We start from the raw sequence: 14951 nt of genomic DNA on the forward strand, positions 1-14951 counted from the left end.
GGTTTGATCAGGTGACTGATCCCATCCCGCGTACCGCCGAGCCGAGGGCCCCAACACACCGCCGTAAGGTGGCCTTGGCGGACTGACAGCGATGGGGCGGGACTCATGGTGAGTGGCGACGTGGCCGCGGTCGAGGTGAAGGACGCCGTCGTGCGCTGGGGCGACACGACGGCGGTCGACGGGGTCTCCCTGTCACTGGGGCGCGGGCGGGTGCTCGCACTGCTCGGCCACAACGGGGCCGGCAAGACCAGCCTGCTGCAGGTCTGCGAAGGCTTCCGGCGCCCCGACGACGGCACCGCCCGGGTCCTCGGCCTGGACCCGGTCGGCGACCACGACGAGCTGATGCCCCGGCTCGGCATCATGCTGCAGTCCGGCGGCGTCTACCCCTGGGCGGCGGCCGGCGAGATCCTGCGGCTGTTCGCCGGCTTCGCCGCGAACCCGCTCGACCCGGACATGCTGCTGGACCGTCTCGGCCTGCGCAAAGTCGAACGCACCCGGTTCCGCCGGCTCTCCGGCGGCGAACAGCAGCGGTTGAGCCTCGCGGTGGCCCTGGTCGGCCGCCCCGAACTGGTGTTCCTGGACGAACCGACCGCCGGGATGGACACCGAGGCCCGGCACACCACCTGGCAGCTCATCGAGGAACTCCGGGCCGACGGCGTCTCGGTGCTGCTCACCACCCACCTGCTGGACGAGGCCGAACGCCTCGCCGACGACGTGGTCATCATGCGCAACGGCCGGGTCGCCGCCACCGGAACCCCGGCCGAACTGACCGCCGCGGCCGGCATCGACCTGCTCGAGGTCCGCGCCGACCCGGGACTCGACCTGACCGGGCTGCGCGCCCACCACACCGTCACCGAGACCTCCCCGGGGGAGTACACGATCTCCGGCGCGCTCGACACCACCGGCCTGGCCGGCGTGCTCACCTGGTTCGCCGCCGCCGACGCACAGGTCACCGCGGTCAACAGCCGCCGGCGCACCCTCGAGGACGTCTACCTCTCCCTGACCGCCGCACACGCCACCGTAGGAGCCGGCAAGTGAGCAGCATCGGAACGTTCACCCCGGCGCCCGGCCGCGCCCCGATGCGCGCCATCATCGGCCGGCAGATCCGGATGGAACTCCTGCTGACCGCCCGCCGCGGCGAGGCGGTGGTGCTGGCGATGGGCGTGCCACTGCTGGTCATGCTCGGCGCCGGCCTGTTCGACGTCACGAAACTTCCCACCGACGACCGTCTGGGCTACGTCGTCCCCGGAGTCCTCGCCCTCACCGTGATGTCGACCGCCTTCACCGGACAGGCCATCACCACGGGGTACGAGCGGAGCTACGGTGTCCTGAAGCGCCTCGGCGCCTCGCCGCTGACCCGGCCCGGCCTGCTGCTCGCCAAGGTCGCCGCGATCCTGGTGCAGGTCGTGGTGCAGGTGCTGGTCCTGTCCGCGGTGGCGGTCGCGGTCGGCTGGCGCCCCGAGCTGAGCGACCTGCTGCCGGCCGCCGGCGTGACGGTGCTGGCCGCCGCCGGCTACACCGGTCTGGCCCTGCTGCTGGCCAGCATCCTCAAACCGGAGACCACCACCGGCGCCGCCACCCTGATCTACGTGGTGATGCTGTCCGTCGGCGGCATCATGTTCGAGGCCCCTGACCTGGGCACCGCCGGCTGGTTCCTGCTGCCCCTGGCGGCGCACGCCCACGCGCTGCGCGAGACCCTGATGAACGGCGCGTCCGTCCCGTTCACCATCTGGCTGAGCCTGGCCCTGTGGGCCGTCGTCTGGCTGACCGCCGCCGCCCGCAACTTCCGCTGGGAGTGACGGGTGCCGTCCACCGAACGGTGGACAGGGGATGACAGTCGCGCGGTCGTCCCGTGTGGAGGCGTTCGGGCGGCAGCATCAACGGCATGGAAGCCATCGAGGTAACCGGACTTCGTAAGACATACGGCGGGCGGGACGCGGTTGCGGGAGTGGACCTCGTCGTCGCCCGGGGGGAGATCTTCAGCCTGCTCGGGCCGAACGGCGCGGGCAAGACCACCACTGTGGAGATCCTGGAGGGGCACCGGCGCCGGGACGGCGGGGACGTCCGGGTGCTGGGGGAAGACCCCGGCACGGCGGGCGGCGCGTGGCGGTCCCGGATCGGGATCGTGCTGCAGGACGCCGAGGACGCCGCCGACCTGACGGTGCACGAGATGGTGCGGCACGTCGCCGGGTTCTATCCGGACGCGCGGAAGCCCGACGAGGTGATCGAGCTGGTCGGGCTCACCGCCAAGCGCACCAGCAAGATCCGTACGCTCTCCGGCGGCCAGCGCCGTCGCGTCGACGTGGCGCTCGGCATCGTCGGCCGTCCGGAGCTGCTGTTCCTGGACGAGCCGACCACCGGGTTCGACCCGGAGGCGCGCCGCCGGTTCTGGGATCTGATCCGCACGCTGGCCGGTGACGGCACCACGATCCTGCTGACCACGCACTACCTCGACGAGGCGGAGGCGCTCGCCGACCGGCTCGCCGTGGTGGCCGCCGGGAAGATCGTCGCCACCGGCACCCCGGCGACGCTCGGTGGGCGGGCCTCGGCTCAGGCCGTGGTCAGCTGGCGGGACACCGGCGGGACGCCGCGTACGGAGCGCGTCGACGACCCGGCGGAACTGCTCGGGCGGCTGCTCGCGGACGGCACCGATCTCACCACGTTGACGGTCACCCGGCCGACCCTCGAGGACACCTATCTGAGCCTGATCGGAGCCACCCGATGAGCACCCTCACCGTCAGCCTGAGCCGCGGTCACGTCGAGATCCTGCAGTTCCTGCGGGACCGGGCGGCGGTCGTCTTCACCTTCCTGTTCCCGGCGATGCTCCTGCTGCTCTTCGGGACGATCTTCGGCAGTGACGGGGAGGACGGCGGCGCCGCCGCGAGCCGGATCTTCACCGCCAGCATGATCGCGTACGGGATCCTGACCACCGCGTTCGTCACGATGGGTTCCGGGCTGGCACTGGACCGGGAGGACGGGACGCTCAAGCGCCTCCGCGGGACGCCGATGCCGATGGTCGCGTACATGATCGGAAAAGCCCTTCTGGTGTTGCTCCTGAGCGTCGCCGAGACGGTGCTTCTGCTGCTGGTGGGTGTCCTGGTGTTCGACATGCCGCTGCCGCCGGCCGCGCACTGGCTCACCTTCGCCTGGGTGTTCGTGTTGTCGGTGGTGGTGTGTTCGCTGCTGGGTGTGGCGGTGAGTGCCATCGTGAAGAACGCCCGCAGCGCCGGGGCGATTTTGAACGTGCCGGTGGTGGCGCTGCAGTTCATCTCCGGTGTCTTCATCTACCCGGTGATCCAGCTGCCGGAGTGGCTGCAGAACGTCGCGTCGATCTTCCCGGTCCGTTGGGTGGCGCAGGCCTTCCGGTCGGTCTTCCTGCCGGATGCCGCCAAGGCGCAGGAGATCGGTGGCGCATGGCACCTCGGCCAGGTGGCGATGGTGCTCGGTGTCTGGTGTGTGGTCGGATTGGCGCTGTGCCTGCTGACCTTCCGGTGGAGCTCCCGGTCGAAGTGACGGACCGGGCCGGGTCCTCGATTCCGGCTCCCTGGCTGTGGGACGTGTTCTTCGTGATGGTCGCGACGTCGATGGTCGCCGCGATCCTGCTGGACGAGGGTTCCACGCCGGGGCGCCGCTATGTCGCCCTCGGTGCGCTGGCCGCCATGGTCGTGCTGCACCTGGTGGTGGGGCACCAGTTGATCACGCGGGAGCGGGAGAGCACCGCCTCGTTGGTGGTGTCGCTCGTCCAGATGGCCTTCTTCGCGGTGACGGTGGCCGCCGTGCCGGTCGCCGCCTGGCTGCTGTTCGCGATGATCCCGCTGCTGTTCCAGATGGTGTCGCTGCGCCGGGCGATCGTGCTGGTGGTGCTGGTCAACCTGATCCCGGTGGCGACCGAGCAGGTCAACGACCCGGGCGGCATCGGGATGGACCTGGTGGTCGCGGCCATCTCCACCGGTGCCGGCATCTGCATGGGTCTGTGGATCATGCGGATGGTGGAGCAGAGCAAGGAACGGGCCTCGCTGATCGCCGAGCTGGAGGCCAGCCGCGCCGAACTCGCCCGCCTCTCCCACGAGGCGGGCGTCGCCGCCGAGCGGACCCGGCTGGCCGGCGAGATCCACGACACCCTCGCGCAGGGCTTCACCAGCATCATCACGCTGATCCAGGCGGCCGACCCGGCGCTGCGCGACGAACGGCTGGCGCTCGCGGTGCGTACCGCGAAGGAGAATCTGGCCGAGTCGCGGGAGATCATTGCGGCTTTCTCACCCGCTGCGCTGGCTTCAGGCCTTCTTGATTCGGTACGCCGTCAAGCCTCGCGATTCGCGGAAGAGGCTTCGGTGCCGGCCACTTTCCGGACCACCGGCGAACCCCGTGACCTGCCGACCGCGGTCGAGGTGGTACTTCTGCGTGCCGCCCAGGAGGCTCTGACGAACGTGCGACGGCATGCCGGGGCCAACGAGGTGGCGGTGCTGCTGGCGTACGCGCCGGACACGGTACGCCTGGTGGTCCGTGACGACGGCCGTGGTTTCGACCCGCGGGCGGCCGGCGGATACGGTCTGCCCGGCATGCGGTCCCGTGTCGAGCAGGTCGGCGGGGTGCTGACGATCCGCAGCGACGCGGACACCGGGACGACGATCGAGGTGGAGGTGCCGGCATGATCCGGGTGCTGCTGGTGGACGATCATCCGGTCGTACGCATGGGCCTGCGGGGCATGCTCGACGCCGAGCCGGACCTGACGGTGATCGGTGAGGCCTCGTCCGGTGCCGAGGGCGCCGCGATGGCGCTCGCCGAACGCCCCGACATCGTGCTGATGGACCTGCGCATGCCCGGTGGTGACGGGGTGGAGGCCACCGGCCGGATCCTGGCCGCGGACGGGAACATCCGGGTGATGGTGCTGACCACCTACGAGTCGGACCGTGACATCCTGCGGGCGATCGAGGCCGGCGCCAGCGGCTACCTGCTGAAGGACGCCTCCCCGTCGGAGCTGGCCGACGCGGTCCGGGCGGCGGCCCGCGGCGAGACGGTGCTGGCCCCGAGTGTCGCCTCGACCCTGATCCGCCAGGTGCGCAGCCCGGCCCCGCCGGCGTTGTCGGCGCGCGAGACCGAGGTGTTGCGGCTGGTCGCCGCGGGTTCGACGAACGCCGACATCGGCCGGCAGCTGTTCATCAGTGAGGCCACCGTGAAGACCCACCTGCTGCGGGTCTTCAACAAGCTGGACGTCGCCGACCGTACCGCCGCGGTGACCACCGCGATGCGCCACGGCCTGCTCTGACTCATCGACGCGCATCTGCTTTGGGAGGGTTTACGAGAAATATTCTAATCCTTCGGTAAGGGTGCTTTACGCCGGTTACATTACGGAAGGCGCGACCTCACGCTTGATCGCCGATCCTGCGTTTGCGCTGCTCAAGCCGGTTTTCCGGCGCCTGGGGCGCCGTGTACCCGACAAGGCAAACCCGTCGCGAGACGGGGACGCAAAGCCAGGGGCCTCCCGGTTCGGAGGTAGCCCAGCCGCCGAAGGAGAAAGAAAGACATGCGCTATCCACAAGCCCATGCGGCCAAGAGCGGCTCGGTTCCGTTCGCGCTGCGTGGCAAGAAGTCCCTGCGAACGGCCATGTCCGTGGCAGTAGCGGCAGCCGTCGGCCTGGTCCCGACGGTAGCGTTCGTCAGTCCTGCCTATGCCCTCGCGGACCCCGTCGACATCACCGTCGCGGCCGCTTCGACGGTCGAGGGCGGCGACCTCAGCTTCGTCATCACCCAGCCGGCCGGTGTCACCACTGCCAACGCCGTATACACGGTGACCGTCGAGGCCAAAGCGAACGAATCGGGTGTCAGCTGGGCGCCGAAGGCCGGATCCGACTTCGTCGCGTCGACCACGACCGTGACATTCCCGTCCGGCACCACGACGGCGGACGTGAAGAAGACGGTCAACATCCGAACCATCGACGATGCGCTCTACGAGGGCCCTCTTCCGGAGATCGTCACCTTCAAGGTCACTCCGGTCGCGCCGACGACGGGTGGTCCGTTCAGCGCCGAAGGCAAGATCCTCGACAACGACGACGCGCCCGCGTACTCGCTGTCGTCGAACGGCCCGGTGACCGAGGCGACCGGTGCCAAAGCGGTGATCACCGCCAAGCTGGACGTCCCCTCCGGCCGGGACACGACCGTCAAGCTGAGCTCCGTCGACGGCACGGCCATCGCGACCACGGTGGACTCGCCGAACGGTGACTACACGACGATCACCGACGACGTCGCCACGACCACGGTCGCGGAGGACTCCATCGTCATCCCCGAGGGGAAGACGAGCGGGGCCCTCGAGGTGCCGATCACCAAGGACAACCTCCGGGACACCGCCGAGGTCGAGACCTTCACCGTGAACGCGTCCGCCATGGCCGTGGCGGCGCCGGCCAACAAGTCGCTCCAGGTGGGCATCACCGATGTCGACCCGATGCCCAAGGTCAGCCTCGGCGACATCCTGCCGACCGCCGACGAGGGCACCGACCTGAACGTGCCGCTGGTCGCCGACATCGCCTCCGACAAGCCGATCACGGTCCGCTGGGACGCCGGCCCGCCGATGACCAAGGTCGAGGACCACGAGGTCGCCACGCCGGGCACCGACTTCACCTATCCGGCCGCCTCGCAGCGCGTCCTCACGATCAAGGCCAAGGAGAAGACGGCGACCGGCAAGGTGCCGATCACCGCCGACCCGCTGAACGAGGCCCCGGAGGACTTCAACCTCCAGCTGGCGAACCCCACCAACGCGGTGCTCGGTTCCAAGTCGGCCGCCGATGTCACGATCATCGACAAGGACAGCACGCCGCCGGTGATCAGCATCGCCACCACCGACGTGCAGGAGGGCGACAGCGGCAAGACGGCCCGGACCATCACCGCGAAGCTGGACACCCCGTCCGGTCGTACCGTGAAGGTGAACTGGTCCGCCGAGGCGAAGAGCCCGGTCGACGCCTCGCCGGTGAAGGACTTCATCGCGAAGACCGGCACCCTGGTGTTCCCGGCCGGCGCCCAGACCGCGACCTTCACCGTCGACATCGTGGGCGACATGATCTACGAGGGCGCGGGTGAGAAGTTCGCCATCAAGCTGAGCAGCCCGGTCGGCGCCACGCTCGGCGCGTCCAGCTACGACATCAACATCAAGGACGACGACAACAAGCCGAAGATCACCTTCGACGACTACAAGATGAAGGAGGGCAACATGACCACCGCCCTCCTGCTGCAGGTCAAGCTGAGCAACCCGAGCAACAAGCCGATCAGCATCGATGTCACCGACGCCATGACCGGCACGGCGACCACCGATCCGAGCGTCGTGGGCGGCAACGACTACCTGCTCACCACCACCAGCATCCTGATCCCGGCGGAGAGCACGACCGGGTACGGCGTGGTGCTGGTCAACGGTGACCTGATCAACGAGCGGGACGAGACGGTCAACCTCAAGGTGGCACCGGCCTCGGCCAACTCCAGCGACGTGGAGACGGCCGGACCGTTCGCCGCGACGCTGATGCTGGAGAACGACGACAAGGCCCCGGATTTCGAGGTCAACAGTGTGGTCGGCCACGAGGGCGAGACCGTCGTCGTGAACGGCACCGTCACCGGCATCTCGGACCAGGCGCTCACCGCGAGCATCCAGTTCGGCGGTGCGGCGATCGACGGCCACAAGGCCGCCGACCCGAGTGACTTCGTCAACCCGGGCACCCAGACGGTGACGATCGACCCGGGCACCGAGTCGGGCAGCATCCTGCACATCGCCGACGTCAAGATCATTGACGACGAGCAGGAGGAGCCGGACGAGACGATCCGGGTCTGGGGCACCCCGCTGGGTGGCTTCGGCACCGTGACCGAGGGCGTCATCAAGATCGCGGCGAACGACGGCGGCAAGCCGACCGACCCGACCGACCCGACCGACCCCACGGACCCGACGGACCCGACCGACCCGACGGACCCGACGGACCCGACCGACCCGGGCACCGGCGACAAGCCGACCATCACCACCCCGAACCCGGTCGTGACCGGCGCCATCGCGGTGCCGATCGCGGGCAAGGTGCACGAGCCCAAGGCGTGGGTCGAGCTGTGGGGCGCCCCGATGAGCGAGGAGCCGGAGGAGTTCGTGAAGCTCCGGTCGGTGGAAGCCGACGGCAGCGGGATGTACTCCTTCTCGCGGTGGATCGGACAGGGCTACCGGTTCAAGGTGAAGTCCGGCGAGATGACCTCCGACGAGCTGGTCGTCCGCGTCAAGCAGAACCCGGCGCTGGTCGTCACCTCGCCCGGCAAGGGCTGGCTGAAGGTGGCCGTCACCGGCAACCCGAAGGACGCCGGCCAGGACGTCATCGTCCAGAGCTGGGTCAGCGGCGCCTGGAAGACCGTCTACAAGGGCAAGACCGGCGACAACGGCTCGTACTGGAAGCAGGTGAAGATCGCCAGCGGTAAGAAGCTGACGTTCCGCGCCTACATCGCGGGCTACACCCCCGAGGGCATCCTCGGCGAGTGGAGCGGCTCGAAGGCCGTGACCATCAAGTAGCCGGCAAGCGGTAGACAACGGGGGCGGCCGGATGGCCGCCCCCGTTCTCGCGATCCGGGAAGGTCAGTCGACCTCGGTGACGGCCTGGGCGAACTGGGCCGAGTAGAGCCGGGCGTACGCGCCGTCCGCCGCGATCAACGCGTCGTGGGTGCCCTGCTCGACGATCGTGCCGTTCTCCATCACCAGGATCACGTCCGCGTCGCGGATGGTGGAGAGGCGGTGGGCGATGACGAAACTGGTGCGCCCGGTCCGCAGGGTCGCCATGGCCCGCTGGATCAGGACCTCGGTACGGGTGTCGACCGAGCTGGTCGCCTCGTCCAGGATCAGGATGCTCGGCTCGGCGAGGAACGCCCGGGCGATCGTGATCAGCTGTTTCTGGCCGGCGCTGACGTTGGAACCCTCCTCGTCGATCACCGTCGCGTACCCGTCCGGCAGGGTCCTGGCGAACCCGTCCACGTGGGCGGCTTCGGCGGCGACGCGTACCGAAGCGGGGTCCGGCTCGTCGGCGCCGTACCCGATGTTGTCCTCGATGCTGCCGCCGAACAACCAGGTGTCCTGCAGCACCATGCCGATCTGCTCCCGCAGCTGCGCCCGCGGCATGGTGGCGATGTCCACCCCGTCCAGGGTGATCCGGCCGCCGGTCACGTCGTAGAAGCGCATCAGCAGGTTGACCAGGGTGGTCTTGCCGGCGCCGGTGGGGCCGACGATCGCCACGGTCTGGCCGGGCTCGACGGTCAGGGACAGGTCCTCGATCAGCGGCTTGTCCGGCAGGTAGCGGAACGACACGTTCTCGAAGGTGATCCGGCCCTGCACCCGGGGCATGTCGGCCGGCGCCGGGTCGGGGCTCTGCTCCTCGGCGTCGAGCAGGGCGAACACCCGCTCGGCCGAGGCCACCCCGGACTGCACCAGGTTGGCCATGCTGGCCACCTGGGTCAGCGGCTGGCTGAACTGCCGCGAGTACTGGATGAACGCCTGCACCTCGCCGAGCGTCAGGGTGCCGGACGCCACCCGCAGACCGCCGACCACCGCCACCAGCACGTAGTTGACGTTCGAGATGAACATCATCGCGGGCTGGATCAGGCCGGAGATGAACTGGGCGCGGAACGATGACGCGTACAGCCGGTCGTTGTGTTCCCGGAACGTCTCGGCGGCCTCGTGCTGCCGACCGAAGACCTTGACCAGGGAGTGCCCGGTGAACATCTCCTCGATGTGGCCGTTGAGCCTGCCGGTGGTCTTCCACTGTGCGACGAACTGCGGCTGCGACCGCTTGCCGATCACGGTGGTCAGCCAGATCGACAACGGCACCGTGATCAGCGCGATCAACGCCAGCAGGGGCGAGATCCAGAACATCATGCCGAGTACGCCGACGATCATCAGAATCGCGGTGACCATCTGTGCGAACGTCTGCTGGAGGGTCTGGGCGATGTTGTCGGTGTCGTTGGTGGCCCGGCTCAGCACCTCGCCGCGCGCCTGCTTGTCGAAGTAGGACAGCGGCAGCCGGGCCAGTTTCTCCTCGACCTGGTTACGCAGGTCGAACACGGCGGTCTGCACCACCCGTGCGGTGATCCGGCCCTGGAACACGCCGAACACCCATGCGAACACGTAGATGAGCGCCACCCAGGCGAGGATCCGCATCAGCCGGTCGAAGTCGATGCCCTGTCCGGGGACGGCCTCGACGGAGGAGAGCAGGTCGGCCAGGGTGTCGTTGCCCTCGGCGCGCAGACCGGCGACGGCGTCCGCCTTGCTGACGCCGGCCGGCAGCATCCGGCCGACCACGCCTGCGAAGATCACGTCGGTGGCCTTGCCGAGGATGTACGGCCCGAGCACCGACAGCGTGACGCCGGCGACGCCGAACAGCAGCACCAGCCCGACCAGGGCACGTTGCGGGCGCAGCAGGCCGAGCAGCCGTTTCGTGGAGCCCTTGAAGTCCTCGAGTTTCTCCGGCGGTCCGCCCGCCATCATCATCCGGGCGGCCGGCGGCCCACCCACCGGCCGAGGCTGAGGTCGCTCGGTCATGCTGTGCCTCCAGGAAAGCCGTGAAGAGCACGGACATGACACTCGCTTCGCTCGGTCATGCCGTGGCCTCCTGCTCCGTGAGCTGGGAAAGAACGATCTCGCGGTACGTGGGTACGGACTGCATCAGCTCGTCGTGGGTGCCGGTGCCGACCACCTTGCCGTCGTCGAGGACCACGATCCGGTCGGCGTCGCGGATGGTGCTGACCCGCTGCGCGACGATCACCACGGTGGCGTCGGCGATGTAACCGGTCAGCGCGGCCCGCAGCGCGGCGTCGGTGGCGTAGTCGAGCGCCGAGAACGAGTCGTCGAACAGGTAGATCTCCGGCCGGTGCACCAGTGCCCGGGCGATGGCCAGCCGTTGCCGCTGCCCGCCGGAGACGTTCGTGCCGCCCTGCGCGATCGGGGCGTCCAACTGTCCGTCCATCCGTTCGACGAAGTCCCGAGCCTGGGCGATCTCCAGCGCCGCCCAGAGGTCCTCGTCGGTGGCGTCCGGGTTGCCGTAGCGCAGGTTGGACGCGACCGTCCCGCTGAACAGGTAGGGCCGCTGCGGAACCATGCCGACGGTGCGGGCCAGCAGGTCCGGATCGAGTTCGCGCACGTCCACGCCGCCGACCAGGACCGTGCCGCCGGTGGCGTCGAACAGTCGCGGGACCAGGTTGAGCAGGGTGGTCTTGCCGCTGCCGGTGCTGCCGATGATCGCGGTGATCTCCCGGGGACGCGCGGTCAGGCGTACCCCGGAGACGACCGAGGCCTCGGCACCCGGATAGCGGAAGTCGACGTCGCGGAGCTCGAGTTCGCCGTGTCTCGCCAGCTCGGTGACCGCTGCGGTGGGCGGCACCACGCTCGACTCGGTGTCGAGCACCTCCTTGATCCGCTCGGCGCAGACCTCGGCACGCGGCACCATCATGAACATGAAGGTGGCCATCATGATCGACATGAGGATCTGCATCAGGTACGCGATGAACGCGGTCAACGCGCCGACCTGCATGCCGGCGTCCTCGATCCGGTGACCGCCGAACCACATCACGGCGACACTGGAGATGTTCACGATCAGCATGACGGTCGGGAACATCAGCGCCATCACCCGGCCGACCTGCAACGAGACGTGGCTCAGGTCGGCGTTGGCGGCGCTGTAACGCTCCCGCTCGTGATCGTCGCGGACGAACGCCCGGATCACCCGGATGCCGGTGATCTGCTCGCGCATCACCTTGTTGACCCGGTCCAGACGGGTCTGCATGGACCGGAACAGCGGCCGCATCCGGACGATGAGCAGGCCGATCACGGTGACCAGGATCGGCAGGATCACCAGCAGCAGGCCGGAGAGCGCGACGTCCTCGCGCATGGCCAGCACGATGCCGCCGACGCACATGATCGGCGCCGACACCATCAGGGTGAAGGTGAGCAGCACCAGCATCTGGATCTGCTGGACGTCGTTGGTGGTCCGCGTGATCAGTGACGGGGCGCCGAACTGTCCGACCTCGCGGGCCGAGAAGTCCTGCACCTTGTCGAAGATCGAGGCGCGCAGGTCACGGCCGACCGCCATCGCGGTCCGTGCCCCGAAGTAGACCGCGACGATCTGCGCGGCGATCTGCAGCACGGTGATGCCGAGCATGCCGCCGCCGACCCGGATCACATAGCCGGTGTCGCCCTTGACCACGCCGTTGTCGATGATGTCGGCGTTGAGCGCCGGCAGATAGAGCGTCGCGAGCGTCTGCAGGAACTGGAAGAGGACCACCAGGGTGATCTCCTTCCGGTACGGCCGCAGATGCACACGAAGCAGTTTGATCAGCACAGTTACCGATCCCCCCGAGTGAATTCCGGTTTGGTCAGTCCGTCGAGCAGCAGGGATGCCGCGTCGTCGCCGTGGAACGAGGCCGGCTCGCCGTAGGGCCCGAAGACCTCCGCGCCGCAGAAGAGCAGGAGCAGGCGGGCCGCCCGTGCGGGGGAGACCCGCAGCCGTCCGGCGTCCGGCGCGATGACGTCGGCGATGGCGGCCTGCAACTGCTCACGGGACGCGGCCATCCGCGCCTGTGTATCGGTGTCGCCCTCGCCGGCCAGGATCAGCCGGCGGGCGGAGTGCATCAGGTGAGCCTGTTCGGTGAACCGGGCGTTCACCAGCTCGGCGGCCCGGGCGACCCGGGCGTGCAGCCCGAGCCCGCGGTCGATGGCGGCCAGGCCGTCCAGGGTCGCCTGCGGGTCGAGCGCCTTGATCACGGAGCAGGTCACCAGTTGGCTCTTGCTCTCGAAGACGCCGAAGATCGTGCCCTCGGCCACTCCGGCGGCCTGGGCGATCTGGCGGGTGCTCACCTCGAGCCCGTGCCGGTGCAGCAGTGGGATGGTGGCGGCTATCAATGCGGCCCGTCGTTCCTCCGGCGCCAGGGCCGGGACACGACGGCGTCGTGGTTCCATGCCGCACACTGTAATGAGCGAGTGCTCACTCAGCCACTGACTTTTGTCACGGGTGACCGGTCGAACCGGGAACAGCCGGTTGGCGTATGAAAGGAACGTGAGCCCAACCAAGCCGTACCGCCGCGTCCTCCGGCACGTGACCACGGGATTCGCCCTGCTTCTGGTCTTCCTGGCGTTGATCGTCCCGGACCAGATCACCCGGCTCCCGCCCGGAAACTCGGTGTGGACGGCGCTGGTTCGCATTCCGGTCGAAGCCTTGGTAGCCGGGATGCTTCTGCTGTCGCTACCGCAGAAGGGACGGTTCCGCCGGGTGTTCACGATCACCATCGGCGTGATCCTCGGCCTGCTGACCGTGGTCAAACTGGTGGACGTCGGCTTCTTCGCGGTGCTGGCCCGCCGGTTCGACCCGGTGCTCGACTGGGCGCTCTTCGACGACGGCTTCAACTTCCTCGTCGACTCGCTCGGCCGGCCCTCCGCCATCGGCGTCGCCGTCGGCGTCGTCCTCCTCGCCGTGGGCCTGGTCGCCGGGATGACCTGGGCGATCCAGCGGCTCGGCGGCATCCTGACCGCCCACCGTGCCCGGGCCTGGCGGGGCCTCGGCACGGTGGGTGTCGCCTGGGTCGCGCTCGCCGCCCTCGGCGTACAGCTGATCGGCGGCATCCCGGTGGCGTCCTACACCGCCTCGGAACTGGCGGCGCACACCGCGCTGGCACTGCCGAACGATCTGAGGGACCGGGAGAGGTTCGCCGCCGAGGTGAAGATCGACGCCTACCGTGACCAGCCCGGCGACCAGCTGCTCACCGCCCTGCGCGACAAGGACGTGATGCTGGCGTTCATCGAGAGCTACGGCCGGGACGCGGTGGAGAACCCGGAATTCAACGGCGCGGTCCTGAACAGCCTCGCGGCCAACACCGAGCGGCTTGCCAAGGCCGGTTTCTCCGCCCGCAGCGGCTGGCTCACCTCACCCACCTCGGGCGGCGGCAGCTGGCTGGCCCACTCCACCTTCCTGTCCGGCATGTGGGTGGAGAACGAGGCACGGTACCGCAGCCTGGTCGCCTCGGACCGGCTCACGCTGACCCGGGCGTTCAAGAACTCCGGGCACCGGTCGGTCGGCGTCGAACCGGGCATCTCCTTCGCCTGGCCGGAAGGACAGTTCTACGGATACGACCACATCTACGACTCGCACACCCTGGGCTACAACGGCCCGGCGTTCAGCTGGTCGTCGATGCCCGACCAGTTCGTGATGAAGGCGTACCACGACCTGGAGCACAGCAAGACCGACCGGCCGAAGCTGGCCGCCGAGATCACACTGACGTCCAGCCACACCCCGTGGGCGCCGGTGCCGGGCATGCTCGACTGGGACGCGATGGGTGACGGCAGCGTCTACGGCCCGGTCGTCGCCGACGCCGAGACCCCGCAAAGTCTCTACAAGGACAATCATCGGGTACGCACGGAGTACGCCCGCTCGATCGCCTACTCGGTCGACTCGCTGATGCAGTACCTGGAGAAGTACGGCGACGAGAACACCGTGATGGTGTTCCTCGGCGACCACCAGCCCAACTCGATCGTGGTCGGCCTGAACGCCTCGCACGACGTGCCGATCACGGTGGTGGCCAAGGACCCGAAGGTCCTCGACCGGATCGCCTCCTGGGGCTGGACCGACGGCATCAAGCCGGACACCGCGGCCCCGGTCTGGCGGATGGACACCTTCCGGGACCGCTTCCTCGCCGCCTACGGGCCCGAGAACGACCCGCACTAGACACGTTTCGTGGTCAGGGTGCGAAGCCCATCCGTGTGGTGATTTCGGGCGTGCTGGACGCCTCAATTCACCACACCCCTGGTGGTGTGGTGAATACGGGCGCGCTGGACGCCCGAAATCACCACGCTGTTGTGGGTGTGGTGAATTCGGGCGCGCTGGACGCCCCAAATCACCACGCTGTTGTGGGTGTGGTGAATTCGGGCGTGCTGAGCGCCCGAAATCACCACAGAGGCAGACCCTGACTGC

The 14951-nt window shown here is 68.8% G+C and carries 12 protein-coding genes and 1 riboswitch; of the genes, 8 read left to right on the forward strand and 4 right to left on the reverse strand.

The window, feature by feature from the left end; all coding sequences use genetic code 11:
• The first annotated feature begins 105 nt into the window (after positions 1-105).
• The 7 genes from WH85_RS17050 (at position 106) to WH85_RS17080 (ending at position 8521) form a co-directional block, all read left to right on the forward strand.
• Complete coding sequence (locus tag WH85_RS17050; protein WP_045742860.1) at positions 106-1038, forward strand: ABC transporter ATP-binding protein; 933 nt, start codon at positions 106-108, stop codon at positions 1036-1038.
• Positions 1035-1799 carry an ABC transporter permease gene (locus WH85_RS17055; RefSeq protein ID WP_245673969.1) on the forward strand — a complete coding sequence of 255 codons (765 nt, stop codon included), beginning with the start codon at positions 1035-1037 and terminating at the stop codon, positions 1797-1799. Before WH85_RS17050 ends, WH85_RS17055 begins: the two co-directional genes overlap by 4 nt.
• 86 nt (positions 1800-1885) lie before the next feature.
• Complete coding sequence (locus WH85_RS17060; protein ID WP_157411055.1) at positions 1886-2725, forward strand: ABC transporter ATP-binding protein; 840 nt, start codon at positions 1886-1888, stop codon at positions 2723-2725.
• A complete protein-coding gene (locus WH85_RS17065) occupies positions 2722-3513 on the forward strand; it encodes an ABC transporter permease (RefSeq protein ID WP_045742861.1) in 792 nt (263 codons plus the stop codon). Before WH85_RS17060 ends, WH85_RS17065 begins: the two co-directional genes overlap by 4 nt.
• Positions 3474-4652, forward strand: coding sequence for a sensor histidine kinase (locus tag WH85_RS17070; protein ID WP_245673970.1), 1179 nt, complete (start codon positions 3474-3476; stop codon positions 4650-4652). The genes WH85_RS17065 and WH85_RS17070 overlap by 40 nt, the downstream gene beginning before the upstream one ends.
• The gene (locus tag WH85_RS17075; protein WP_045742862.1) at positions 4649-5266 is read left to right on the forward strand and encodes a response regulator; all 618 of its coding nucleotides are present in this window, start codon (positions 4649-4651) and stop codon (positions 5264-5266) included. The genes WH85_RS17070 and WH85_RS17075 overlap by 4 nt, the downstream gene beginning before the upstream one ends.
• A gap of 164 nt (positions 5267-5430) precedes the next feature.
• A riboswitch (cyclic di-GMP riboswitch) is annotated at positions 5431-5510 on the forward strand.
• Positions 5511-5524: 14 nt separating this feature from the next.
• Positions 5525-8521, forward strand: a complete 2997-nt coding sequence (locus WH85_RS17080) for a Calx-beta domain-containing protein (RefSeq protein ID WP_063775516.1) — start codon at positions 5525-5527, stop codon at positions 8519-8521.
• 63 nt (positions 8522-8584) lie between these two features.
• Here WH85_RS17080 and WH85_RS17085 read toward each other — a convergent pair whose 3' ends face one another.
• From WH85_RS17085 to WH85_RS17095, 3 genes are read right to left on the reverse strand one after another with little or no spacing between them, the layout of a single operon-like run.
• On the reverse strand, positions 8585-10537 hold the full coding sequence (locus WH85_RS17085) for an ABC transporter ATP-binding protein (RefSeq protein WP_045742864.1): 1953 nt from the start codon (positions 10535-10537) through the stop codon (positions 8585-8587).
• A 55-nt stretch (positions 10538-10592) separates the two neighbouring features.
• Positions 10593-12329, reverse strand: coding sequence for an ABC transporter ATP-binding protein (locus WH85_RS17090; RefSeq protein WP_045742865.1), 1737 nt, complete (start codon positions 12327-12329; stop codon positions 10593-10595).
• Between the two features lie 2 nt (positions 12330-12331).
• Positions 12332-12946: a TetR/AcrR family transcriptional regulator gene (locus WH85_RS17095; protein ID WP_045742866.1), complete on the reverse strand. Its 615-nt coding sequence runs from the start codon at positions 12944-12946 to the stop codon at positions 12332-12334.
• Between the two features lie 97 nt (positions 12947-13043).
• Here WH85_RS17095 and WH85_RS17100 point away from each other — a divergent pair, with 97 nt between their 5' ends.
• The gene (locus WH85_RS17100; RefSeq protein ID WP_045742867.1) at positions 13044-14705 is read left to right on the forward strand and encodes a sulfatase-like hydrolase/transferase; all 1662 of its coding nucleotides are present in this window, start codon (positions 13044-13046) and stop codon (positions 14703-14705) included.
• A gap of 62 nt (positions 14706-14767) precedes the next feature.
• On the opposite strand, the gene WH85_RS52290 is transcribed toward WH85_RS17100, so the two are convergent.
• Positions 14768-14951 (reverse strand): hypothetical protein (locus tag WH85_RS52290; RefSeq protein WP_211275381.1); only part of this gene is annotated, 184 nt, incomplete at its 5' end.

The sequence above is a fragment of the Actinoplanes rectilineatus genome (assembly GCF_000962825.1).
Classification (GTDB): Bacteria; Actinomycetota; Actinomycetes; order Mycobacteriales; family Micromonosporaceae; genus Actinoplanes; species Actinoplanes rectilineatus.

Excerpts from the sequence above, each read along its gene's own strand:
- WH85_RS17050 (WP_045742860.1), top strand. The coding sequence starts at position 106 with ATGGTGAGTGGCGACGTGGCCGCGGTCGAGGTGAAGGACGCCGTCGTG.
- WH85_RS17060 (WP_157411055.1), top strand. The coding sequence starts at position 1,886 with ATGGAAGCCATCGAGGTAACCGGACTTCGTAAGACATACGGCGGGCGG.
- WH85_RS17065 (WP_045742861.1), top strand. The coding sequence starts at position 2,722 with ATGAGCACCCTCACCGTCAGCCTGAGCCGCGGTCACGTCGAGATCCTG.
- WH85_RS17075 (WP_045742862.1), top strand. The coding sequence starts at position 4,649 with ATGATCCGGGTGCTGCTGGTGGACGATCATCCGGTCGTACGCATGGGC.
- WH85_RS17080 (WP_063775516.1), top strand. The coding sequence starts at position 5,525 with ATGCGCTATCCACAAGCCCATGCGGCCAAGAGCGGCTCGGTTCCGTTC.
- WH85_RS17085 (WP_045742864.1), bottom strand. The coding sequence starts at position 10,537 with ATGACCGAGCGACCTCAGCCTCGGCCGGTGGGTGGGCCGCCGGCCGCC.
- WH85_RS17095 (WP_045742866.1), bottom strand. The coding sequence starts at position 12,946 with ATGGAACCACGACGCCGTCGTGTCCCGGCCCTGGCGCCGGAGGAACGA.